Source organism: Pseudomonas germanica (assembly GCF_019614655.1).
Lineage (GTDB): Bacteria > Pseudomonadota > Gammaproteobacteria > Pseudomonadales > Pseudomonadaceae > Aquipseudomonas > Aquipseudomonas neuropathica.
Map to the genome: position 1 here is coordinate 4,829,794 of NZ_CP071586.1, position 22,271 is coordinate 4,852,064.

Below are 22,271 nucleotides of genomic sequence, written 5' to 3' on the forward strand. Positions count from 1 at the left end.
GGAGAGCTGCCATGACCCGCGATTCGCAATTGCCCCCCTGCTCCATTCTGCTCCTGGCAGGCGGGCGCGGCCAACGCATGGGCGGTCAGGACAAAGGTCTGGTCGAGTGGCTGGGCGAACCGTTGATTGCACATTTGCAGCGTAAGGTACGCGGGCTGACTGACGACCTGATCATCTCCTGCAACCGCAACCGCGCGCGTTACGCACCGTTTGCCGATCAATTGGTGGTCGATGACGAGGACGATTTTCCGGGGCCATTGGCGGGTATTCGTGCCGGTCTGAAAGCGGCGCGCCATAGCCACCTGCTGGTTTTGCCGTGCGACGTTCCGCGAATTGACGCCGCGCTGCTGCAAAGCATGCGCGAGACTGCCAATCAGCATCCTGAAAAACCTTTAATGTTGCGCCATGACGAGCATTGGGAACCCTTGCTGTGTGTGATTCCGGTGGCCCTTCTAACGGCCTTCGAAGATGCCTGGAATGCCGGTGAACGCAGCCCCGGCCGGGTCATGCGCAATCTAGGCGCCACTGCCCTGGAGTGCCCTGAAAACGACCCGCGGCTGGCCAACCTGAACACCCCCGAACTGTTAAATTCCCATAACACTGTGTCAGACTGACACCATTCAAGGAACTCTCAAGCCTTGTATACGTCTCAAGCTCAGTAACCAAAAGAATTCCCATTCGGAGACACACCCATGACTCAACGGACCCTCGCCACTTTCATGCTCGCACTGGGCCTTGCCACCCTCGCCGGTTGCTCGTCGCCTACAGTGATCACCTTGAATGACGGTCGCGAAATCCAGGCCGTCGACACCCCGAAATACGATGACGATTCGGGCTTCTACGAGTTCAAACAGCTGGACGGCAAAGAAACCCGCATCAACAAGGATCAGGTTCGTACCGTTAAAGAGCTGTAAGCTCTGGTTCGATACCGGATACAGAAAAGCCCGCATTGATTGCGGGCTTTTTCATGGGCGCTCTAAAAAGTGAAGTCAGTATCACCACTGCAAGGTGATCCGGCTCTCGAATTCGCGCTCCTCACCGGTCACCGGGTCGATAAACCGCAAGCCTTGCGCCAGCAGCTTCAAAGGATTGGCATAGTCATCCTCGACGTCTTTCAGCACCTGGGGATAAAACGGATCGTTGCAGATGCTCGCCCCCAGCGCAGTCATGTGGACGCGCAGTTGATGTTTCTTGCCGGTCACCGGAAACAATCCATAACGCCACAGATCGCCATGCTTTTCCCGAACCTCCACCGCCGTTTCGGTATTGCTGGCTCCGGCGCCTTCCTGCATGCGGAAAAACGGTTCTCCGTCGACCAGACGGCTCTTGTGCACCAGGGGGAAATTCAGATCGGGCAGTGCCGGAGCGATGGCCTCATAACGCTTGTCGATCTGCCGCGTGGGGAACAGCGACTGATAAGCCGATCGGGTTTGCGGATTGGCCGAGAAAATGACCAGCCCCGCCGTATGCCGGTCGATGCGGTGCAGCGGCACCAAGTGAGGATTGTCCAGGCGATGAATCAGCCTGCGTAACAGGGTTTGCTCAACGTATTCGCCGGCGGGCGTCACCGGCAGAAAATGCGGTTTGTCAGCCACCACCAGATGTTCGTCCGCATACAGGATCGACTCGACTACCGGGATCGGCTTCTCGTCCGGCACTTCGCGAAAATAATGAATCCGCAGACCTTCCTTGTAAGGCAAGTCCACCGGGATCGGCTGGCCATGGCCGTCCAGCACACGTCCCCGAGCGATGCGGTCCAGCCATTGAACGCGGTCAATGGCGCTGAAATGCTCGCACAGACAATCGAGTACGGTCAGCCATTTACCGGGCGGCAGATAAAGCGTGCTCGCCTGATTCTGAGCAGCAGAAAATGTAGATGTGGACATACGAAAATCGAACCCTCAATGCAGGGCGGCATTATCCAGCACTGAGGGAAACGAACCTAGCGCAGAATGTTCAGGCCGGAATTGTTTTCAGCGCTGCGGCGTCAGTGAATTCCTTGAGCCAGCGCAATACATCAACTGCCTCCCAGCGGCCCGGATCGTACAAGGCGTAGAGCAGCCCCTGATAACCGACCACATCCAGTTGCTTGTGGTAACCGGCACGCTGAAATAAGGCCTCGATTTCGGCAAAGCAAGTGTTGAAATGCAGCTTGTTGAACGGCGTCTTGCCTTCCGTGACCAGCCCGTCCAGGCGCAATTCGAGAACGGCCTCGCGCACCACGTCAACCGACATCCGGTTCACGCTGTTTTTCAACTGTTCGACATTGACCACGGTTCATCCCTCTGACGCATTTACTGTATGAACATACAGTAACCGATGAAACCGCAAAATGCCAAGGAATGCATGGCAGTAGCGACCGGCGGGATGAACCGGAAAATGCGGATCAACGCAGAAATGCCACAACCTCATCAGCGCTGAATGGCCAGCCCAGCTCAGCACCTGTATCGACACGGCGCAGTACCGGAATTCGCAGGCTGTAAGCCGCATACCAAGCCTCATCCTCAGCAATATCGACCAGTTCAACCAACAAACCATGCTCGACAAGAGGCATCAGCTCGGCTTCGGCGACTTCACACAAGTGGCATCCAAGGGTGCCGAACAGCTGACATTCAGGAGGCATGATTGCTCAACCAAAAAATGAGTGGGCCTATTCTAGGCCGCACCTGAAAACCCGTCGAGCCAGCGCCGCCCAAAGGCTCCAGCTCCCCAACAAAGGTTCACAGGCAAAACCCTGACGCAAATCAGTCCACAGAAAAATCATTTGCGCGATCCTCCCGGTCTTTTTGCCTCTACGCTTGAAAAGCCTGATCTGCCATCGGAGTGTCCAGTGTTTGCCAATCTGTTGATCATCCTCGCCTCGTCCCTCGTGGTCATTGCCCTGTTCCGTCGCCTGCGGCTGCCGCCGGTGCTGGGCTATCTGTGTGTGGGATTGCTGGTGGGGCCAAGTGCATTCGACTGGGTCAACGAAAGCGAACACTTGCCTGACGTAGCCGAGCTGGGCGTGGTGTTTCTGTTGTTCTCACTGGGCCTGGAGTTCTCCCTGTCGAAGATGATCGCTCTGCGCCAGGTGGTTTTTCGTCTCGGCAGCCAGCAAGTGCTGATCAGCACGGCGCTGCTCGGTCTGTTGCTGATGCTGTTGGGCATGCCGATGACGCCAGCGCTGTTGCTCGGCGCCGGGCTTTCGTTGTCATCAACGGCGATTGTGACCAAAGAATTGGGCAGCCTCGGCGAGGTGTTCAGCAGTCATGGCCAGAATGCTGTCGGCGTTTTGCTGTTTCAGGACGTTATCGCGGTATTGCTGCTGACGTTGGTGCCGGTGTTCGCCGGCAGCAGCGAGCAAGTCTGGTACTGGGCGTTGCCTTTGACCCTGGCAAAAACCGTGGTGCTGTTTGTCGGTCTGCTGCTGGCCAGTCGCTGGTTACTGCCGCGGCTGTTTCATGAGGTGGCCGCCTCGCGCTCGGCAGAACTGTTTGTGCTGCTGGCGCTAGTGATTGTGCTTTTGACCGCCTGGCTGACGCACCTGCTGGGGCTGTCCCCTGCCCTTGGTGCATTTCTGGCCGGCATGTTGCTCGGTGAAAGCCACTATCGACACCAGATCGAGGCGGATATCCGGCCGTTCCGCGACATTCTGCTCGGGGTGTTTTTCGTCAGCATCGGCATGCTCATCGACCTGCAACTGTTCGTCAGTCACAGCCTGCTGATCCTCGGGCTCACCGTCGGCTTGATGGTGATCAAGGGTATCGTCGTCGCCTTGCTGGTGAAGTGGCGCGGCAGTGACAGCGAAACAGCATGGCGCAGCGGTCTGGCGCTGGCCCAGGGGGGCGAGTTCTGCTTCGCCCTGATGGCACAGATGCAACAACACAGCATGATGCCCGAAGCACTGAGCGACCTGCTGCTCGCAGCGACGTTCTGCTCGATGTTGTTGACGCCCCTGTTGCTGCGCGCAGCGCCACGCATCGCAGCAGTGCTGCACCGCAAACCCAATCAGGAGGCGCAGATCGAAGAGATCAGCGCACTCAATGCCGACCTCAACCAGCATGTGGTGATTTGCGGCTACGGCCGCGTCGGCCAATCCATCGGTCGTTTCATGCGCAACGCCAAGCAGCCTTTTATTGCGCTGGACAATGACCCGGTGCGGGTACAGGAAGCCGCCAGTGGAGAAAGCGACGTGCATTACGGTGACTCGTCGCGCGGCGATCTGCTGACTGCTGTTGGCCTGTTGCGCGCCAGACTGCTGGTGGTTGCCGTGGATCAGAGCGACATTGCCCTGCGTATCCTCAAGGAAGCACGTCGGCTCAACGCCCACGTACCGATACTGGTGCGTACCCGCGACGACAGCCAGTGGGCCGAACTGAAAGCCGCCGGCGCCACCGAAGTGGTGCCGGAACTATTGGAATCGAGCCTGATGCTCGCCTCCCACGCCTTGATCATGCTTGGCTTGCCGGCACATCAGGTGCAGGAAAAAGTCGATCAGGTGCGCATCGACCGCTATCGGCTGCTTCACGGTTTTTATCCCGGTAGCGACGATGCCGAGACTTAATCCTGACTTACCGCGCCGATCTTGTGCAGCGACAGGTCGGCGCCGTAATACTCTTGTTCCTGACTCAGGCGCAGCCCATGCAACGCCTTGATCACGCCGTACACAGCGAAGCCACCGATCAGCGCCACCGCGACACCCAGCGCGGTGCCGATCAACTGGCTGATCAAGCTGACGCCGCCAATACCGCCGAGCGCAGTCTGGCCGAAGATCCCGCAGGCAATCCCGCCCCACACGCCGCACAAGCCGTGCAATGGCCACACACCCAAGACATCGTCGATGCGCCATTTCACCTGGGCGGCGGTAAAGCACCAGACAAACAGTGCACCGGCGATCGCGCCCGTCACCAGGGCACCAACCGGATGCATCAAATCCGACCCGGCACAGATCGCCACCAACCCGGCCAACGGGCCGTTATGCAGGAAGCCCGGGTCATTACGTCCGACAAGCAGCGCCGCCATGGTGCCGCCGACCATCGCCATCAACGAGTTGACCGCCACCAGACCGCTGACGCCTTGCAGCGTCTGCGCACTCATCACGTTGAAGCCGAACCAGCCGACAATCAGAATCCACGAACCCAACGCCAGAAAGGGAATGCTCGACGGTGCGAACGCCACCAGACGACCGTCGCGATAACGGCCATTACGCGGCCCCAGCAGCAATACCGCCGCCAGCGCCAGCCAACCACCCATGGCGTGCACCACTACGGAACCGGCAAAGTCATGAAAAGCGGCACCAAACTGCGCCGTCAGCCACGCTTGCAAACCGTAGTTGCCGTTCCAGATCATGCCCTCGAAAAAGGGGTAGATGAACGCGACAATCAAGGCCGTAGCGCACAACTGCGGCACGAAACGCGCGCGCTCGGCGATACCGCCGGAAATGATCGCCGGGATCGCTGCGGCAAAGGTCAGCAGGAAGAAAAACTTCACCAGTCCATAACCGTGATCGGCACTCAGTACCGCCGCCGGCTGCATAAACGTCACGCCATAGGAAATCCAATAGCCTATAAAGAAATAGGCCAGGGTCGAGACGGCGAAATCACTGAGAATTTTCGACAGCGCATTGACCTGGTTTTTCTGGCGCACCGTACCGACTTCCAGAAAGGCGAAACCGGCATGCATCGCCAGCACCATCACCGCACCGATCAGAATGAACAAGGTATTGGAGCTGTGAACCAGGGTGTCCACAGCGCTTTGCAGATTTTCCATAAGCAGGCAGACCTAAAGGCGAAAAAGGCACCAAAGCGGTTCATACGCACATTTCATGCACCAAGTTGCGACCGCGCAGTCACAGATCCGAAGGTCCGGCGAACCGCTTTGGCGCACGAGGTCGATGTCCTGACACGAACCGGGCTTGTTTGGGATAAGGTTTCTCGAGGCGCACGCCCGACAACAGCGCACAACCGCCGGGGAACGCACCACGACACAGCAAAAGTTGTACCAGTCATTTGTACTGAACCTTCGCGCAAGGCTCATACTCGAACGCTTCAGACGTCACTTACGGAGATCCACCCATGGCCAGCATCAAGGCAAAGACCGCTCAAGAAATCCTGATGAACGACTTCCAGACTTTGGTCGCCGACACCGAACGCTTGCTCGAGCACACCGCCACCCTGGCCGGCGATCAGGCCGATGAGCTGCGCGAGCAGATTCACGACAGCCTGCTGCGCGCCCGCGAAACCTTGAAACTGACCGAAGAAACCTTGCGTGATCGCGGTCAGGCGGCAGTCACTGCTACCGAAGATTACGTCTCGGCCAACCCTTGGCAGTCCGTCGGTATTGCCGCCGGTGTCGGCTTCCTGATCGGCCTGTTGGCTACCCGGCGCTGATTATGTCGATCGGTGAATCCGGCCCGACTGCGGGCACCGCCTCTTCCACGCGACGCCTGGGCGCCGCCGTTCTCGGTCTGCTGCACAGTCATGTCGAATTGTTCGGCATTGAATTGCAGGAGCAGAAATCACGTACCGTCAGCCTGTTGCTTTTCGCAGGCCTGGCGTTAGTCTTTGCCCTGTTATTACTGGTGGGCTTATCGACACTGGTGATGATTGTGTTCTGGGACACTTATCGCCTTGCTGCGATTATCGGCCTGTGCGTGTTCTATACCCTGGCCTCGATCTTCTGCGCGCTGCGCCTCAAGGCTGCGATCTTCGATGAGTCCTCGCCTTTCCACGGCACGCTCGAAGAGCTGGCCAACGACCGGGAGCGCCTGCTGCCATGAGCCTGCCTGAACTGCCACACAACAGCTCGCGTCGGGAAATGCGCAAGGCGTTGATCCGCTTGCGCATGGAAATGCATCGTCAGGAAATCCGCCATGAAGCCGGGCAAGTGTTGCAGCCTCTGCAGCGCATGCGCGGCATGTCGCAAAACCTGCAAGGTGGTTTCGGCATCAAACACGCGCCTTTGTGGGGCGTGGCCGCCGTTACGCTATTGGGTTTCATCACCGGCAAAGGCGCGAAAAGCGGCGGTGTCGGTGGCCTGACCCGCTTGATCCGGCTCGGCACCAGCCTCGGGCCGCTGATCAAACTGGTGATGCAGAGCTCGGCGAAACGCTAAACAGATACATCTGGCTACATTCTTGCACTGTCGGCGGGATGAATCTCTTTATCCGGAGATTCGATCCCGTGCGCCTACCCGGTCGGCGGGGTTCACCAGAACAAGAACCACTAAGGAGGCCCCGTGATCGACGGGCAACCGCTCGCCTGCTTTCAGCCTTTCATCGATACCGCCACCGGACGCATTGCCGGCGTCGAAGCGCTGGGGCGCCTGCGCCAGGCCGACGGTCAACTGAACTCGGTTGGGCCTCTATTCGCCGACCCGCGCACGCCCGCCATTGCCCTGCGCCGTCTCGACCGGCAGATCCGCGATAACGCCTTGAGCCGCTTGCATGAAGCGCCGGCAGACTGGTTTCTCAGCCTGAACATGTCGCCACGCTGGATCAGTCGCCTGCGCGCCGATCAGGCCCTGCCCAGCCTCAAACAATTGGCGCGCTACGGTATCGATCCGCAACGCATCGTCTTCGAGATCACCGAACTGGGTGGCAATGGTCAACGTCTGGCCGAAGTCGTCGCGCGCTATCGCGAGGCGGGAGCAAGAATCGCCATCGACGACTTTGGCGCCGGCTACTCGCAACTGGATCGGGTGCTGGCGCTGCAACCGGACATTCTCAAACTCGATATGCGCCTGTTCCAGGCCGCGGCACTGGGCGGGCCGAGCAGCGACGTGGTCAAGGCCCTCGCGCAGATGGCCGAGAAGACCGGCTGCTGGATCATCGCCGAAGGCGTCGAGACCGAAGCGCAGTTGAATTTCGCCCTGGAATGCGGATCGCGCTATGTGCAGGGATTCCTGTTCGCACGGGCACAGGAGGCGTTTTTCCCCAGTGACGCGTTCGTCCAACGCTTCGCCGAGCTGCGCCAGCGCTATGTCCGGCAGAAACTCGTGGAGCGCGGACGACTGATGCAAATGCGCCAGCAACTCGCTGAACTGATGTCGATCCTGCAAGCCTGGGCTCAGGCCCATGCCCCTTTGAGCGCTTTGCCACAACTGGACGCCTTCCCCTGGCTGCTGCGGTTTTATCAATGCGATCGCCACGGCACGCAACTGACGCCCAATCTGGAATGGCGGCAGCATGGCTGGGTCGCCGACAATCGCTATCTGGGGCACAACTGGTCGTGGCGCCCGTACTTCTATCATTTGCTCGCCGAAGGTTGGGAGGAGCGGCGCTTGACGCTCTCCAATACCTACCGCGATGCCACCAGCAATCAGTACTGCCTGACAGCCGGGCAGTTTTTCGACAACGGTGAACGTTTGCTGCTGATCGACATTGACGCCGCCGGACTGTAGTTCCGCTTGCAGGGGCGGACGTGAACCGGGAAGCTAGGGGCCAACGCCCCCAGTCACCTGACGGAGAGAATCAGCCTTGGATTGGCACACCCTGCTCAACCGCGAACGCCTCGGCAAGCCGCTGCACAGCCCGCAAGAACTTGGCCGCAGCCCTTTCCACAAAGACCATGACCGCATTATCTTCTCCGGCGCCTTCCGCCGTCTCGGGCGCAAGACCCAGGTCCACCCGGTCACCAGCAACGATCATATTCACACGCGCCTGACCCACTCGCTGGAAGTCAGTTGCGTCGGCCGTTCGCTGGGCATGCGGGTGGGTGAAACCCTGCGCAATGCCTTGCCCGAATGGTGCGACCCGGCCGATCTCGGCATGGTGGTGCAATCGGCGTGTCTGGCCCACGATATCGGCAATCCGCCGTTCGGCCATTCTGGTGAAGACGCCATCCGCCACTGGTTCCAGCAGGCCGCCGGACGCGGCTGGCTCGACGGCATGAGCGAAGCCGAACGCGCTGACTTCCTCAATTTCGAAGGCAATGCCCAGGGTTTCCGGGTCCTGACTCAGCTGGAGTATCACCAGTTCGACGGCGGCACCCGACTGACCTACGCCACCCTCGGCACTTACCTGAAGTACCCGTGGACCGCGCGCCACGCCGACTCCCTGGGCTACAAGAAACACAAATTCGGCTGCTATCAGAGCGAGTTGCCGCTGCTCGAGCAGATCGCCCACAAACTGGGCCTGCCGCAAATCGAAGACCAGCGCTGGGCGCGTCACCCGCTGGTGTACCTGATGGAAGCCGCCGACGACATCTGCTACGCGCTGATTGATCTCGAAGACGGTCTCGAAATGGAGCTGCTGGACTACGCCGAAGTCGAATCGCTGCTGCTCGGGCTGGTGGGTGATGATCTGCCGGAAACCTATCGCCAACTCGGCCCGCAGGATTCGCGCCGACGCAAACTGGCGATCCTGCGCGGCAAGGCCATCGAGCATTTGACCAACGCCGCCGCACGGGCCTTTGTCGAACAACAGGACGCCCTCCTCGCCGGCACGCTGCACGGCGATCTGGTCGAGCACATGCACGGCCCGGCCAAGCGTTGCGTGCTGAATGCCAAGGACATCGCCCGCAAGAAAATCTTTCAGGACAAACGCAAAACCCTGCATGAAATCGGCGCCTATACCACGCTCGAGATTCTGCTCAACTCGTTCTGCGGCGCGGCGCTGGAACAACACAACGGTCGTACACCGTCGTTCAAAAGCCGGCGCATTCTCGATCTGCTGGGCAGTAACGCACCGGATCCGCAGGGTTCGTTACACACGTCGTTTCTGCGCATGATCGATTTCATCGCCGGCATGACCGACAGCTACGCCAGCGACATGGCGCTGGAAATGACCGGGCGCTCCAGTCACTGACCCGCTCGCCTACGGGCGGCCATAACGATGGCCGTCCGTATCCACACAGCCTGTGATTATCGACCCACAAGTGTCGACGGGCGTCTGATATGGCTGGAATAGCGGCAATTATTGCGCCGATGACTCAGCAACTTTAAACATCTTTAAAAAGCCATTTACGGCCAGTACTTGCAAATCATTCAAGTCAAACTATAAGCCCGTTCAAATCCAGCACTTCCTTACGTCAAACCTAGTTTGGTTGTAGTCCGTTTCCTCATTAATTGTAGGATTAATCCGATATCGTGACTGAAGCCATGTCACTTCATGCGAGTGCTCATTCAACTGAGCTAAGGTGCGCGCTTTATTCGTGCTTGCATGGGATTTGATTATGAACTCCGTTTTTATTGTCGACGATCACCCGGTCATCCGTCTCGCCGTTCGAATGCTGCTGGAGCATGAAGGTTACAAGGTCGTCGGTGAAACCGATAACGGAGTCGATGCCATGCAAATGGTGCGCGAGTGCATGCCCGATCTGGTCATTCTCGATGTGAGCATCCCCAAGCTGGATGGCCTCGAAGTACTGGCTCGCTTCAATGCCATGGGTTCCCCGTTAAAGATCCTGATCCTGACGGCACAGTGTCCGACGCTGTTCGGCATTCGCTGCATGCAATCCGGCGCATCGGGTTATGTCTGTAAACAGGAAGACTTGAGTGAACTGGTCAGTGCGATCAAAGCGGTACTGTCCGGTTACAACTACTTCCCCAGCCAGGCATTGAATCCGGTGCGCAGCGACGATATCCGTTTTGCCGAACTTGAATTATTCAAATCTGTTAATGATCGTGAGTTGATGGTCTTGCAACTTTTCGCCCAGGGTCGCACTAACAAGGAAATAGCCAAGGGCATGTTTCTAAGTAATAAGACCGTCAGCACCTACAAAAAACGTCTGATGCAAAAACTCAAGGCCAAATCCCTTGTAGAACTTATCGAGATGGCCAAACGAAACGCACTCGTGTGAGAGCCCGCATGCCCAGCCGTTTAAAGGACTATTTAATTGCGTTGAGCGCAGGTTTTTACCTGAGCGCCAATGTGTTCGCCATGCCCGGCACCTCACCTGACTATGCCTTGCTCAGCCGGTCGGCGGACGAGCCAGTTCCGGTCACGCTCGAAAACTCCCAACGGCAGTGGCTGCTGACACGTAACGAACTGGTCGTGGGCACCTCCGCGCCCGACTACCCGCCTTTTGACATGACGACCAGTGGCAAGGATTACGAAGGTCTGACGGCCGATTACGCCGGGCTCCTAGGCCAGGCCACCGGTCTACCGATCCGGGTGCAGCGCTTTCCCTCTCGGGACGCGGCGATTAGCGCACTGGTCGATGGCCGGATCGACCTGCTCGGTACCGCGAACGGCTTCGAAGCGGGCAATGCCAACCTGGCGCTGTCGATACCCTACGCCGTTGACATGCCGGTGCTGGTTACCCGCGAGGACGAAACCCGCTCACTCACCGAAGGCCTGGCCGGACTGCGATTGAGCATGGTCTATCATTATCTGCCGTTGCCCGAAGTCAAAGCGCTGTACCCCAAAGCGCTCATCACCTGCTACCCCTCCTACCAGAATGCAATCAACGCCGTAGCGTTCGATCAGGCCGATGTGTTTCTCGGCGACACGCTTTCAACTCACTACATGATCAACAAGGGTTATCTGAACAACGTGCGCATGGCCAATTTCGGCAAGCAGGAAGCCCAGGGATTCAGCTTCGCCGTGCGCCGCAACAACCCACAACTGCTGGCCATCATCGACACAGTACTAAAAGCTGTGCCGGCCAGTGAGCGTGACAATATTGCCAAGCGCTGGAGCGCTGGCAGTGATCTGCTGCTCACCGACCGGAAACTGCAACTGACCCAGCGCGAAGAAGCGTGGCTCAAACAACATCCGGTGGTCAGTGTGGTGGTCAATGAAGCGTTCGCGCCGCTGACATTCTTTGACAACGACGGTAATTTTCGCGGCATCAGTGCCGACCTGCTCGAGCTGATCCGCCTGCGCACCGGCCTGCGTTTCGAGATCCGTCGCAGCCGCAACGACGCGGAAATGATCCAGCAGATCGACCGTCATCAAGCCGATCTGATCGCCGCATTACTGCCGACGGCGGAGCGCGAGAAAACCCTCAACTTCAGTCGTCCCTATCTGGAAAACTCCTACGTTCTGCTGACCCGCAAAAGCGCGGATGGTCCGACCAATCTGGGCAAGCTCAAGGGCAAGCGACTGGCGATTGCCCAAGGCAATCCGATGGTCGAGTACCTGCGTCGGGAATATCCGCGCATCCAGTTGATCGAAACGGCAGATACGTTCAGCGCGGTGTCCCAGCTCGCTGAAGGCCATGTCGACGGTGCGGTGAACTCGCTGGTGATTGCCAACTATTTCATTTCTTCGCGAATCTTCAATCAGGCGCTGCAGATCACCACCACGATCGGCACGGGCCAGGCGGCGTTTTCACTGGCGACCGCGCGGGACAACACGGAACTGACGTCGATCATCAACAAGGCGTTGTTGAGCATCGCGCCCGACGAACTGGGGGTGATCAATGGGCGCTGGCGCGGTTACTCCACTGTCTCGCAGAACATCTGGCACAACTACCAACGCCTGTTCTATCAAGTGATCATCGGCGCTTTCCTGTTACTGCTGTTGCTGTTGGTCTGGAACGCTTACATGCGCCACCAGATCAAAAAACGCCAGGCTGCCGAACGAGCGCTGAACGACCAGTTCGAATTCATGCGTTCGCTGGTCGACGGCACACCGCATCCAATTTACGTGCGCGACCGCCAGGGCCGGTTGCAAAGTTGCAATGAGAGCTATCTCGAAGCATTCAATGCCCGCCGCGAGGAAGTCATCGGCAAAAACGTCATCGAGGGCTCCCTGAGCAATGCCTTTGAGGCCCAAGCGTTTCAGGCCGATTACCAGCGTGTCATTGCCGAAGGCACGCCGATGGTCGTCGACCGGCCCCTGCACATCGGCAACCGGCGTCTGACGATCTATCACTGGATACTGCCGTACCGCGACTCCAGCGGTGAGGTGAAAGGCATCATTGGCGGCTGGATCGACATCAGCGAGCGCCGCCAGCTGTTCGACGAGTTGCGTACGGCCAAAGAACGGGCGGATGAGGCCAACCGGGCGAAAAGCACCTTTCTGGCGACCATGAGCCACGAGATCCGCACGCCGATGAACGCGGTGATCGGCATGCTCGAACTGACGCTCAAACGCATGGATCCGCAGCATCCGGATCGCTCATCCATCGACACCGCGTACCACTCGGCCAAGGACTTGCTGGGTTTGATCGGCGACATTCTCGACATCGCACGGATCGAATCCGGGCGTCTGAGTCTTTGCCCGGAACGGGTCAATCTGGTCGATACGGTGACGTCAGTCGCCAGGATCTTCGACGGTCTCGCCCGGCAGAAAAACCTCTCCCTGCAAGTCATCTTCAACCCACCAGATCTGGCCGTCGATGTGCATCTGGACCCACTGCGTTTCAAGCAGGTGCTGTCGAATCTGGTCAGCAATGCGATCAAATTCACCGAACAGGGGCATGTGCGGATCACCCTCGACCTCATGAACACCGATGTACCTGCCCGCGCCCTGATGCAGCTGACCGTACAGGACAGCGGCGTCGGTATCAGTGCCGAGGATCAGCAGCGCTTGTTCGAACCGTTTGCCCAAGCGGAAAACAGCAGCCAGCAAGGCAGAGGTGGTGCCGGCCTGGGGCTGGTGATCAGCCGCAACCTGTGCGAAATGATGGGCGGGCAATTGCAATTGAGCAGCCAGCCTGGCATCGGCACCCAGGTCTGCGTCTCGCTGGCACTGGAAACGCTGCCGATACAGCTGAGCACGGTCAAAAGTGAATCCCCAATCAAGGCATCGCAGACCCCCTTACGCGTGTTGGTGGTGGACGACCATCCCGCCAATCGCCTGCTGATGTGTCAACAACTGGAGTTTCTCGGCCATCACTTCAGCATTGCCGAGAACGGTTGCAGCGGCCTGGAACTGTGGAAGACCGGTCACTTCGATCTGGTGATTGTCGACTGCAACATGCCGTTGATGAATGGCTATGATCTGACCCGCGCCATTCGTCAGCAGGAACTGCAAGCGCGCTGTCCGCCATGCACCGTGCTGGGTTTCACGGCCAATGCGCAGCCCGAAGAAATCCAGCGCTGCAAGCAGGCCGGCATGAACGACTGCCTGTTCAAACCCCTGAGCCTGAGCCTGCTCAGCCAGTGGGTCGATGGCATCACACCGACATCAGCGCCGCCGGCTTTCAACCTGCAAAACCTGAACATGCTGACCGGTGGCAATCCGGCCCAGGCTCGCCGTCTGCTGGCGGAATTGCTCAAAAGCAGCCGTCTCGACCGAGAGGAACTGCTCGCGCTGTCGCCGGAACAGGATCGCGGGGCGCTGGCGGTGGTCGCTCACAAAATCAAGGGCGCGGCACGTATCGCGCAGGCATCGCGCGTAATCGAGTGTTGCGATGCCCTTGAGCAGGCCTGCGCCGAGGCCATGGCGACAGACGAAGTTGCTCGCCGTTGCGAGGCGAGCAACCGCGCCATGCTCGAACTGGAGCAGGCATTACAGCAACAATTGGCGGTGTCGGATCGAAGCACAATGAGCTTGCCTTAACTATGCTTGGCGCTGAGCAGTGAGTTAACCATCATGGAGAGTCCGAAATGCCCAGCCCACTGCGCCCGGAGCAACGCCGGTTTCCGCTGCATGTACACATCAGCGTCATGTTCACATTCCTGTTGCTGCTCACCGGGGTCGTACTGGGCCTGTTCAATTACCACCAGACGACGCAGATCATCCTGTCGAGCAGCGAAAAGCTGTTCGAAAGGATCGAACAAGACGTACGTCTGGACATGTCCGCAACCTATCAGCCGATTCGTCACCTGCTGAGTTTGCTGGCGGATGACCCCGCCACTCAGGCCGCGCGCCTTGAACAACGCTTGCCCTTGCTCCGACCGTTTAGCCAGTCGCTCAACGACAATCCCAATCTGGCATCGCTATATCTGGGTTATGCCAATGGCGATTTCTTCATGGTGCGTCCGCTGCGCAGCGCCGCCATCAAGACATTGCTCAAGGCCCCTGAAGCGGCGGCGTATCAGGTCTGGAGTATCGAACATGACCCGCAGGGCGCGGTGCACTCGCAATCGCTGTTTTTTGACCAGACATTGTCGCTGATCAGCCGTCAGGACAACCCCGACGACAGCTACGATCCGCGTAGCCGCGCGTGGTTCAACCATGCTCGCCAGCAAAACGAACAAATCACCACCGAGCCCTACGTGTTTTTCTCCACGCGCAATGTCGGCACGACGCTGGCCCGACGCAGCGGCGAGAACGCCGTCATCGGTGCTGACCTGACGCTGGTCGCCCTGTCGGCGGCGCTGAGCAAACATGTCGTCACACCCTCCACCGAAATTGCCCTGTTCGATGCCGACGGCAACGCCGTGGCCTATCCCGACAGCGAACGCCTGATCGTCGACAGTAGCGGCGCGCATCTGGCCAAAGCGGCGGATCTGAGTCCGGGCTTGCATGCGCTGTTGTCCGGCGCAGCCGCGGGCAATCGCCTGGAAGCCGATGGTCGCCAGTGGATCGTCGCCCGCAGCAGCATTCAGGAGGGCGGCCCGAAAGGTTTGCAGTTGGCGCTGCTGGTGCCCGAGGACGAGTTATTGATCGATGCCTACCGCCTGCGCTGGCAAGGCGCGCTGATCACCCTCGCGACCCTGCTGCTGTGCTTGCCGCTGGGCTGGGTGATTTCGCGGATATTGGTCAAGCCGTTGCATGCGCTGGTCAAGGAAGCCGACGCGATTCGCAGTTTCGATTTCAACTTTCCTCTGGCCCGCCGCTCGCCGGTGCTTGAAGTCGACCAGTTGAGTGTGTCGATGGCGCGGATGAAAGACACTCTGGCGAGTTTCTTTCGGATTACCGACACCCTCGGCGCCGAAACCCGCTTCGCCCCGCTGCTGCAACGGGTGCTGTTTGAAACGGTGCAGATTGCTCAGGCACAGGCAGGGCTGATCTATCTGCGTGAAAGCGACAGCAGCCGCATGGAGCCATACGGGCTGGTGATCGATGGTACGTCTCAGGCGTTGGAAGCATTCGACATTCAGGGACACGACCTGCAACAGAACAAAGGGCCGGCGTGGTTTGAACAATTGGTCGGCGCCAACAACGTGGTGAGCAACTTCGGCGTCGATCAGGCCGGCGACTTGCAGAAGGTCCTGCTGGCAATGCAATCGCCCCGCATCCATCTGATCGGCATCCGCCTGCACAACCGCCACGACGAAACCATCGGCCTGCTGATTCTGCTGGTGAGCGACAGCGGCACGGCAGCCGATCTGGAAAAACTGCGCCCTGATCGCATCGCGTTCCTCCAGGCTGTCTCGGGCGCGGCGGCGGTCAGTATCGAGAGCCAACGCCTGCAAGCCCGCCAGAAGCAATTGCTCGACGCCTTCATTCAACTGCTCGCTGGCGCTATCGACGCCAAGAGTCCGTACACCGGCGGCCATTGTCAGCGCGTGCCAGAGTTGACGCTGATGCTCGCCCAAGCGGCAGCGGCAAGCGAGGCGCCGGCGTTCAGTGCCTACCAACCGAGCGAGGATGAATGGGAAGCCTTGCACATTGCCGCGTGGCTGCACGACTGCGGCAAAGTGACGACGCCGGAATATGTGGTCGACAAGGCCACCAAACTGGAAACCATCAACGACCGTATTCATGAAATTCGCACGCGTTTCGAAGTGCTCAAGCGTGATGCCTGGATCAGCTATTGGCAGGCGTGTGCTCTGGGCGGCGATGAGACTGCACTGGCCAAATTGCGCGATGCCACGCTGACGGCGCTGGACGACGATTTTACGTTTGTCGCGCGCTGTAATCTGGGCAGTGAAGCGATGGCAGAGGCGGATCTGCAGCGCCTTGACCATCTGGCGCAACGCACCTGGCTGCGCACCCTTGATGACCGCTTGGGCGTGTCATGGGAAGAGAACCGGCGTCAGGCGCGCACGCCGGCACCGAATCTGCCGGTCAGTGAAAAGCTTTTGGCAGACAAGCCGGAGCACTTGCTTGAACGCGACCCGAACGAGTTGATCCCCGAAGACAATCCATGGGGCTTCAAACTGGATGTACCGCAACACAAATACAATCGCGGCGAGCTGTACAACCTGAGCATCAACCGTGGCACCCTGACCCGCGAAGAGCGTTACATGATCAATCACCACATGGTGCAGACGATCATGATGCTCAGCCACCTGCCCTTCCCCGGCCACCTCGACAGCATTGCCGAAATCGCCGGCGGCCATCATGAAAAAATGGACGGCTCCGGTTACCCGAAACGCCTGAAGCGTGAGGACATGAGCCTGCCCGCGCGGATGATGGCGATTGCCGATATCTTTGAGGCGCTGACCGCAGCCGATCGCCCGTACAAAAAGGCCAAAACGCTGAGCGAGGCCTTGGCGATCATGGCCACCATGTGCCGTGAGGCGCACATCGATGCCCAGCTGTTTGGATTGTTCATCAACGAAGGCGTTTACATGCAGTACGCCGTGCGTTTTCTCGATCCCGGTCAAATCGATAACGTCGATCCGGCCAGCCTGTTGCACAAGGCTGGCCTCACCGCGTGATCAGCAGTCGGTCAGACGCAGGAAAATTGCCGCCAGTTGCTCGATGCCGGCCTGATCCTGCGCGGCAAAACGCGACAGTTTCGGGCTGTCGAGGTCGAGTACACCGATCAGGCGCCCTTCCTTGACCAACGGTACGACCAGTTCGCTGTTCGAGGCGCTGTCGCAGGCGATATGCCCCGGGAACGCGTGTACGTCTTCAACGCGCTGGGTTTGCCGAGTGGCCGCCGCCGCGCCACACACACCACGGCCAAACGGGATGCGCACGCAGGCGATCTGCCCCTGGAACGGACCAAGCACCAGTTCTTCGTTGCGGTTGAGGTAAAAACCCGCCCAGTTCAGGTCATCGAGCTGGTTGAACAGAAACGCCGAAAACTGCGCGGCGTTGGCGATAAAATCACGCTCGTCCGCCAGCAGCGATTCCAGTTGTGCGGCCAACATGCCATAGCCTTCGAGGCCCTGGCCGCTTTGTTGCAAATCAATCATGCCTTGTGCTCCAACAATTTCAGTCCCACCCAGTAACGGGCGAATTGGTACGCGCAACGTCCGTTGCGATTACCGCGGCCGGTGGCCCAACGCACCGCAAGGATGTCCAGTGCTTCGTCGCGCTGCCAGCTCAGGCCGGCCTTGGCGGCCAACTGGCCGATCCAGTGTTCGACGACGTTAAGGAAGTGTTCTTGGGTAAACGGATAGAACGACAGCCACAGACCGAAACGGTCCGACAGCGCGATCTTGTCTTCAACGGCTTCGCTGGGATGCAGTTCGCCGTCGACGCGTTTCCAGTTTTCGTTATCGCTCTCCTTTTCCGGCACCAGGTGGCGGCGGTTGGAGGTGGCGTACAGCAATACATTGTCCGGGGCCTGCTCAAGCGAACCGTCGAGGACGCTTTTGAGCACGCGATAATCGCCTTCACCGGATTCGAACGACAAGTCATCGCAAAACAGCACGAAGCGTTGTGGCAGCTTGCCGATCTGCTCGACCACCCGCGGCAGATCCGCCAGATGATCACGCTCGATCTCGATCAGGCGCAGGCCGGCGGCGGCGTGTTCCGCCAGCAAGGCCCGCACCAGCGACGACTTGCCGGTACCGCGCGAACCCCAGAGCAACGCATGGTTGGCCGGCATACCATCGAGAAACTGCTGGGTGTTGCGCCCCAGTTGTTCGAGCTGACGGTCAACGCCGATCAGGTCGGACAGGCGCATGTCGAGGCTGACGTCCAGCGGCATCAGATAGCCGCTGCGCCCGTCGCGTTGCCAGCGCGCCGCCAGACAAGTGCCCCAGTCGATCACCGGCCGTGGTGCCGGCAACAACGGTTCGATACGCGCCAGAACCGACTCGGCGCGTTCAAGAAAAGCATTTAATCGGGAATCCACGTCTTCTCCTCGGGCACGTTCACAGTGATGATGGTGAATCCTGCGACGACACACAGATAAAAATCACCCTACCAAGCCTTGTTACAAGGCGATTCGGGAACCTCGGTATCCATACATGATCGACTATGCTTGAGCAGCGAAGGGAAACGGAAGTGGTTCAACACCCCATGGATATCAAATTCACCCACCGGCTGTCTTACAAGCAAGCCAGGCTTACCGTGCTGGTCGGGTTCATTCTGGGCACGCTGCTCAGCCTGCTGCAAATCGGCATCGATTATGCCAGTGAAGACGCCTCCATCAACCGTGAAATCCTGTCTTTGCTGGAAATCAGCCATAACCCGGCCTCACGGATCGCCTACAACATCGACGCCGAACTGGCGCAGGAACTGACCCTGGGCCTGTTGCGCTCGCCGGCAATCATTTCTGCGCAACTGATCGACAACAACAATACGGTGCTGGCCAGCGTCAAACGCCCGGAACTGCAAAGCGGCTATCGGGTCATCAGCGACTTCCTGTTTGGCGCCAAACGCCAGTTCGAAGACCGTCTGTATCTGGATCATCTGCCCAATGAATCGCTGGGCGTGTTAAGCCTTGAGGTCGACACCTATGCGTTCGGCAGCCGCTTCCTGCGCCGCGCCGAGGTGACCCTGCTCAATGGCTTCGCCCGCAGCCTGATTCTCACCGGCATCCTGTTGGCGCTGTTCTATGTGATGTTGACCAAACCACTGGTGCGGGTCATCCGCGAACTCAGCGGGCGCGACCCGCGCAGCGCCGAGCCGACCACGCTGGAGTGCCCGTCCGGGCACGGCAACGATGAAATCGGCGTGCTGGTCAAAGTCGCCAATCAGCAATTCGAGAACATTGCCACCGAGATCCAGCAGCGACGCAACGCCGAAAACCGTCTGACCGACTACCTCGGACAACTGGAAAACATCGTCTCGGCGCGCACCGCTGAACTCAAGGCGATCAACGCACGGCTGAGCCAGTCCAATCAGGAACTCGAAGTCGCCCGCAGCACCGCCCTGGAAATGGCCGAGGCCCGCTCGGCGTTCCTCGCCAACATGAGCCATGAGATCCGCACGCCGCTCAACGGCCTGCTGGGAATGATCGCGCTGTCACTCGACGGTCCGTTGAATGCCGAACAGCAGCAACAACTGTCGATCGCCCACGACTCGGGCAAAGTGCTGGTCGAATTGCTCAACGATATTCTCGACCTGTCGAAGTTCGATGCCGGGCAACTGGAGCTTGAGCACATCCCGTTCGATCTTGGCTCATTGATCGAAGACACCGCCAACCTGCTGTCGCAGAATGCCGCGCCGAGCGTCGAACTGACCTGCCTGATCGACCCGCACTTCCCGGCACTGGTACTGGGCGATCCGACCCGCGTGCGGCAGATCGTCAGCAATCTGCTGTCCAACGCGCTGAAATTCACCCGCTTCGGCCGGGTGGATGTGCGCTTGTCGGCGTACAAGGATGGCGTGCGCATCGAGGTCTGCGACACCGGCATCGGTATCGCCCAGGACGCGCAGCTGAAAATCTTCCAGCCGTTCACTCAAGCGGGCGCCGGCATCACTCGACAATACGGCGGCACCGGGCTGGGTCTGGCGCTGACTTACAACCTCTGCGAAGCCATGCAGGGGCGCCTGACCATCAGCTCCGAGACCGGGTTCGGCAGTCAGTTCTGTGCCGAGCTGCCACTGCCGTGTCATACCCGCGCACTGGTTCCGGCGCCGCTGCACGGGAAAATCCTCGCCATCACCGCTGCCAGCAGTGGACTGGCGGAACTGTTGCAGAGCCTGCTGCCGGTGTGGGGACTTACATATGAGCAGCGCACCATCGATGACTCACTGCTGGGCCTGACGCCGGACGTGGTGATCACCGATTGTCCGGAGTGTCTGTTCGGCTTGCGCCCGACGCTTGGGGCGCCGATTTTGCTGGTAACCGCCTACGGCAGTTTCCTGCCGAGCGAAGAAGCCGCCGCACTCGCGCCTCTGCAGCAACAGGCCCGACCATTGGCGCGAAATGCTCTGTACCAGAACCTGCGACGCACCCTGCAACCGGACGTGGTCGCCGTTAACGATGCGCAACTCGAAACGTCTCCCTCGGTGCGGCGCGGGCGGGTGTTGCTGGTTGAGGACAACCCGGTCAATCAACTGGTGGCCAAAGGCATGCTCGGCAAACTGGGCTGCGAGGTCATCGTCGCCGCCCACGGTGCCGAAGCGCTGGATCAGTTGGAGTATCACGAATTCGATCTGGTGCTGATGGACTGCAACATGCCCGTGATGGATGGCTACGAAGCCAGCCGGCAGATCCGTCAGAGCGGGCGCTGGCCGAGCCTGCCCATCGTCGCTCTGACCGCCAACGCCATGTCCGAGGAACGCGAACGCTGCCGCGCAGCCGGCATGAGCGACTATCTGGCCAAGCCGTTCCGCCGTGAAGAGCTGGCGGCACTGCTCGATCAGTGGATCCCGACTACGCCAGCGCTTTGATCTGTCCCAACAAGTGATCAAGTCCGCTGCGCAGGTCATTGAGACGGTCCAGATCCACCCCGCTGTCGCACAACAATCGGGCCTTGAGCGGCCCGACCTGCTCGCGCAAGGCTTGGCCTGCCGGTGTCAGACTCAAGTGCACTTCGCGCTCGTCACGCGTTGAACGCTGGCGCTGTACCCATTGCAACTGTTCCAGACGCTTGAGCAATGGCGTCAGCGTGCCCGAGTCCAGTGCCAGACGCTCGCCCAACGCCTTAACCGTCGGTTGCTCCGGCGCAGCGTCCTGCCATTCCCACAACACCAGCATCGCCAGGTATTGCGGGTACGTCAGGCCGAGCTGATCGAGCATCGGTTTGTAGGCACGAATCACCGCCCGGGAAGCGGCGTACAGCTTGAAGCACAACTGGTTGTCGAGCTTCAGCGAATCGACCGGCAAGCTGTTCATTTGAGCAGGGCTTCGATCTCGCCGCTCAGCTCCTGCGGCTTGGTGGTCGGGGCAAAACGCTTGACCAGTTTTCCGTCCTTGCCAATCAGGAACTTGGTGAAGTTCCACTTGATGCCTTGGGAGCCAAGTAGACCCGGCGCGCGTTTTTTCAGCTGCACGAACAGCGGATGCGCGTCTCCACCGTTCACGTCGATCTTCTTGAACAGCGGGAAGCTGACGCCGAAGTTCAGCTCGCAGAACTCACTGATCGCCCCTTCGTTACCCGGCTCCTGCTTGCCGAACTGATTGCACGGAAAGCCCAGGACCACCAGACCCTGATCCTTGTAGGTCTGCCACAGTTCTTCGAGGCCTTTGTACTGTGGGGTGAAACCGCATTTGCTCGCGGTGTTGACTACCAGAACCGCTTTGCCGGCGAAATCGGCCAGGGTCTTTTGCTCACCCTTGATGGTGGTGCACGGAATGTTCAACAGGTTGTCGCTCATGGCGTCGGGCTCCGCAGACAGTCAAGAAAGATCAAACATAGCGAGCAATTAAATTGTGTGC

General features: G+C 59.3%; 20 protein-coding genes. 12 read left to right on the forward strand and 8 right to left on the reverse strand.

The window, feature by feature from the left end:
* Window positions 1–11 precede the first annotated feature (11 nt).
* Both mobA and J0G10_RS21270 read left to right on the forward strand, forming a co-directional pair.
* On the forward strand, window positions 12–614 hold the full coding sequence (gene mobA, locus J0G10_RS21265) for a molybdenum cofactor guanylyltransferase MobA (RefSeq protein ID WP_220556646.1): 603 nt from the start codon (window positions 12–14) through the stop codon (window positions 612–614).
* A gap of 78 nt (window positions 615–692) precedes the next feature.
* Window positions 693–914 carry a YgdI/YgdR family lipoprotein gene (locus J0G10_RS21270; RefSeq protein WP_007908660.1) on the forward strand — a complete coding sequence of 74 codons (222 nt, stop codon included), beginning with the start codon at window positions 693–695 and terminating at the stop codon, window positions 912–914.
* An 81-nt stretch (window positions 915–995) separates the two neighbouring features.
* On the opposite strand, the gene J0G10_RS21275 is transcribed toward J0G10_RS21270, so the two are convergent.
* From J0G10_RS21275 to J0G10_RS21285, 3 genes are all read right to left on the reverse strand, one after another.
* Window positions 996–1,886 carry a pseudouridine synthase gene (locus J0G10_RS21275; protein WP_095125130.1) on the reverse strand — a complete coding sequence of 297 codons (891 nt, stop codon included), beginning with the start codon at window positions 1,884–1,886 and terminating at the stop codon, window positions 996–998.
* A gap of 70 nt (window positions 1,887–1,956) precedes the next feature.
* On the reverse strand, window positions 1,957–2,274 hold the full coding sequence (locus J0G10_RS21280; RefSeq protein WP_093435111.1) for a transcriptional regulator: 318 nt from the start codon (window positions 2,272–2,274) through the stop codon (window positions 1,957–1,959).
* Window positions 2,275–2,386: 112 nt separating this feature from the next.
* A complete protein-coding gene (locus J0G10_RS21285) occupies window positions 2,387–2,623 on the reverse strand; it encodes a glutaredoxin family protein (RefSeq protein ID WP_016985470.1) in 237 nt (78 codons plus the stop codon).
* 207 nt (window positions 2,624–2,830) lie between these two features.
* Here J0G10_RS21285 and J0G10_RS21290 point away from each other — a divergent pair, with 207 nt between their 5' ends.
* Entirely contained in the window at window positions 2,831–4,543 is a 1,713-nt protein-coding gene (locus J0G10_RS21290) for a cation:proton antiporter (protein ID WP_095048441.1), read from the forward strand.
* On the opposite strand, the gene J0G10_RS21295 is transcribed toward J0G10_RS21290, so the two are convergent.
* Window positions 4,540–5,748 carry an ammonium transporter gene (locus J0G10_RS21295; RefSeq protein WP_095048442.1) on the reverse strand — a complete coding sequence of 403 codons (1,209 nt, stop codon included), beginning with the start codon at window positions 5,746–5,748 and terminating at the stop codon, window positions 4,540–4,542. The two genes, J0G10_RS21290 and J0G10_RS21295, sit on opposite strands and share 4 nt — an antisense overlap.
* Window positions 5,749–6,053: 305 nt before the next feature.
* Between J0G10_RS21295 and J0G10_RS21300 the strand changes: the two genes are divergently transcribed.
* From J0G10_RS21300 to J0G10_RS21335, 8 genes are all read left to right on the forward strand, one after another.
* Window positions 6,054–6,368 (forward strand): DUF883 family protein, encoded by a 315-nt coding sequence (locus J0G10_RS21300; RefSeq protein ID WP_007908653.1) that lies wholly within the window; start codon window positions 6,054–6,056, stop codon window positions 6,366–6,368.
* A gap of 2 nt (window positions 6,369–6,370) precedes the next feature.
* A complete protein-coding gene (locus tag J0G10_RS21305; protein ID WP_007908652.1) occupies window positions 6,371–6,757 on the forward strand; it encodes a phage holin family protein in 387 nt (128 codons plus the stop codon).
* Window positions 6,754–7,092, forward strand: coding sequence for a hypothetical protein (locus tag J0G10_RS21310; protein WP_093435122.1), 339 nt, complete (start codon window positions 6,754–6,756; stop codon window positions 7,090–7,092). Before J0G10_RS21305 ends, J0G10_RS21310 begins: the two co-directional genes overlap by 4 nt.
* Window positions 7,093–7,215: 123 nt before the next feature.
* Entirely contained in the window at window positions 7,216–8,379 is a 1,164-nt protein-coding gene (locus J0G10_RS21315) for an EAL domain-containing protein (protein WP_093435124.1), read from the forward strand.
* A 76-nt stretch (window positions 8,380–8,455) separates the two neighbouring features.
* The gene (locus J0G10_RS21320) at window positions 8,456–9,784 is read left to right on the forward strand and encodes a deoxyguanosinetriphosphate triphosphohydrolase (RefSeq protein WP_095048444.1); all 1,329 of its coding nucleotides are present in this window, start codon (window positions 8,456–8,458) and stop codon (window positions 9,782–9,784) included.
* A gap of 367 nt (window positions 9,785–10,151) precedes the next feature.
* Window positions 10,152–10,778, forward strand: coding sequence for a response regulator transcription factor (locus J0G10_RS21325; RefSeq protein WP_007908640.1), 627 nt, complete (start codon window positions 10,152–10,154; stop codon window positions 10,776–10,778).
* A gap of 8 nt (window positions 10,779–10,786) precedes the next feature.
* Window positions 10,787–14,431, forward strand: a complete 3,645-nt coding sequence (locus J0G10_RS21330) for a transporter substrate-binding domain-containing protein (protein ID WP_220556647.1) — start codon at window positions 10,787–10,789, stop codon at window positions 14,429–14,431.
* A gap of 47 nt (window positions 14,432–14,478) precedes the next feature.
* The gene (locus J0G10_RS21335) at window positions 14,479–17,424 is read left to right on the forward strand and encodes an HD domain-containing phosphohydrolase (protein ID WP_220556648.1); all 2,946 of its coding nucleotides are present in this window, start codon (window positions 14,479–14,481) and stop codon (window positions 17,422–17,424) included.
* Here J0G10_RS21335 and J0G10_RS21340 read toward each other — a convergent pair whose 3' ends face one another.
* Entirely contained in the window at window positions 17,425–17,907 is a 483-nt protein-coding gene (locus J0G10_RS21340) for a GAF domain-containing protein (RefSeq protein ID WP_220556649.1), read from the reverse strand.
* Window positions 17,904–18,794: an ATP-binding protein gene (locus tag J0G10_RS21345; protein WP_220556650.1), complete on the reverse strand. Its 891-nt coding sequence runs from the start codon at window positions 18,792–18,794 to the stop codon at window positions 17,904–17,906. The genes J0G10_RS21340 and J0G10_RS21345 overlap by 4 nt, the downstream gene beginning before the upstream one ends.
* Window positions 18,795–18,961: 167 nt before the next feature.
* On the opposite strand from J0G10_RS21345, the gene J0G10_RS21350 reads away from it, so the two are divergent.
* Entirely contained in the window at window positions 18,962–21,283 is a 2,322-nt protein-coding gene (locus J0G10_RS21350; RefSeq protein ID WP_220556651.1) for a hybrid sensor histidine kinase/response regulator, read from the forward strand.
* Here J0G10_RS21350 and J0G10_RS21355 read toward each other — a convergent pair.
* Window positions 21,267–21,728 carry a MarR family winged helix-turn-helix transcriptional regulator gene (locus tag J0G10_RS21355; protein WP_095048450.1) on the reverse strand — a complete coding sequence of 154 codons (462 nt, stop codon included), beginning with the start codon at window positions 21,726–21,728 and terminating at the stop codon, window positions 21,267–21,269. The two genes, J0G10_RS21350 and J0G10_RS21355, sit on opposite strands and share 17 nt — an antisense overlap.
* A complete protein-coding gene (locus tag J0G10_RS21360) occupies window positions 21,725–22,210 on the reverse strand; it encodes a glutathione peroxidase (protein ID WP_016985485.1) in 486 nt (161 codons plus the stop codon). The genes J0G10_RS21355 and J0G10_RS21360 overlap by 4 nt, the downstream gene beginning before the upstream one ends.
* Between the last annotated feature and the right edge of the window lie 61 nt (window positions 22,211–22,271).

Coding starts and splice junctions, on each gene's coding strand:
- J0G10_RS21330 (WP_220556647.1), top strand. CDS start 10,787: ATGCCCAGCCGTTTAAAGGACTATTTAATTGCGTTGAGCGCAGGTTTT.
- J0G10_RS21270 (WP_007908660.1), top strand. CDS start 693: ATGACTCAACGGACCCTCGCCACTTTCATGCTCGCACTGGGCCTTGCC.
- J0G10_RS21300 (WP_007908653.1), top strand. CDS start 6,054: ATGGCCAGCATCAAGGCAAAGACCGCTCAAGAAATCCTGATGAACGAC.
- J0G10_RS21305 (WP_007908652.1), top strand. CDS start 6,371: ATGTCGATCGGTGAATCCGGCCCGACTGCGGGCACCGCCTCTTCCACG.
- J0G10_RS21285 (WP_016985470.1), bottom strand. CDS start 2,623: ATGCCTCCTGAATGTCAGCTGTTCGGCACCCTTGGATGCCACTTGTGT.
- J0G10_RS21325 (WP_007908640.1), top strand. CDS start 10,152: ATGAACTCCGTTTTTATTGTCGACGATCACCCGGTCATCCGTCTCGCC.
- J0G10_RS21310 (WP_093435122.1), top strand. CDS start 6,754: ATGAGCCTGCCTGAACTGCCACACAACAGCTCGCGTCGGGAAATGCGC.
- J0G10_RS21350 (WP_220556651.1), top strand. CDS start 18,962: ATGGATATCAAATTCACCCACCGGCTGTCTTACAAGCAAGCCAGGCTT.
- mobA (WP_220556646.1), top strand. CDS start 12: ATGACCCGCGATTCGCAATTGCCCCCCTGCTCCATTCTGCTCCTGGCA.
- J0G10_RS21340 (WP_220556649.1), bottom strand. CDS start 17,907: ATGATTGATTTGCAACAAAGCGGCCAGGGCCTCGAAGGCTATGGCATG.
- J0G10_RS21360 (WP_016985485.1), bottom strand. CDS start 22,210: ATGAGCGACAACCTGTTGAACATTCCGTGCACCACCATCAAGGGTGAG.
- J0G10_RS21295 (WP_095048442.1), bottom strand. CDS start 5,748: ATGGAAAATCTGCAAAGCGCTGTGGACACCCTGGTTCACAGCTCCAAT.
- J0G10_RS21275 (WP_095125130.1), bottom strand. CDS start 1,886: ATGTCCACATCTACATTTTCTGCTGCTCAGAATCAGGCGAGCACGCTT.
- J0G10_RS21355 (WP_095048450.1), bottom strand. CDS start 21,728: ATGAACAGCTTGCCGGTCGATTCGCTGAAGCTCGACAACCAGTTGTGC.
- J0G10_RS21335 (WP_220556648.1), top strand. CDS start 14,479: ATGCCCAGCCCACTGCGCCCGGAGCAACGCCGGTTTCCGCTGCATGTA.